This window comes from Vibrio sp. 2033 (genome assembly GCF_033339735.1).
The window spans coordinates 1-728 of sequence record NZ_JAWOVC010000316.1 but is presented as its reverse complement, the minus strand read 5'-3'; the positions used below and the strand labels follow the sequence as shown (position 1 = coordinate 728).

The window sequence follows — 728 nt, the reverse complement described above, 5'->3', positions numbered from 1 at the left end:
TGATGGTTATGGCATCGAGATTGCGCTAACGCAATTTTTACCTGATTGAGAGTAATAAAGTTATTCACGTGTTGATATGTGTCAATTTTTGCCCACGAATCACGCAGTTCGCGTAGCGAGCCATCAACAAGTGTTGAGAAACACCCTTTCCCATTAGCAGCTAATATTCGGCGAATTTCTCTCAACGGATAACTTAAATCGACACACCACTGTAGCGCGAGACTTGAAAACACATAGTCAAAACTAGCGTCCTCGAATGGCAAGCTTTCCGCGTCTGCTACCACATAACGAACATTATGGTCACCACAACGCTCGCGCGCTTTGTCCAACATTCCTTGCGAAAGATCGGCGCAAACAACACTTGCGCCTCGCTCTAGCAATAGCTGAGAAAAATATCCGGTTCCACACCCCAAGTCCAAAACGCGCTTGTTGGTAAGATCGCTTGGGAGCTTTTCCAACAAACGATGGCCAACATCTCGTTGAAATGCCGCATGTTTGTCATAGGTGTCAGCCGCTTTGCCAAAAGACGAAGCAATTGCCTCTTTGTCTTGGTGTACGTTGTCCAACACCATGTTTTCGGCATTATCCATTACAGCGCTCCTAATGCTTGCTTCAATGCGATTGAAAGCGTTTTAACTTGTTCTGTACTATGGTTCGCAGTGAGCGTGATACGAAGGCGTGAGGTACCTTTCGGAACGGTTGGTGGACGAATCGCGGTGACCCATATG

Annotated in this window: 1 protein-coding gene and 1 pseudogene; both read right to left on the bottom strand. The window is 46.7% G+C overall.

Going from position 1 to position 728, the window contains the following annotated elements:
• Positions 1–590: methyltransferase domain-containing protein (locus tag R7P74_RS26325; protein WP_318123587.1), on the bottom strand; the 590-nt coding region annotated here is incomplete at its 3' end.
• Positions 590–728: pseudogene (locus R7P74_RS26320) on the bottom strand (8-amino-7-oxononanoate synthase); the annotation flags it as partial. The pseudogene R7P74_RS26320 and the gene R7P74_RS26325, both read right to left, overlap by 1 nt.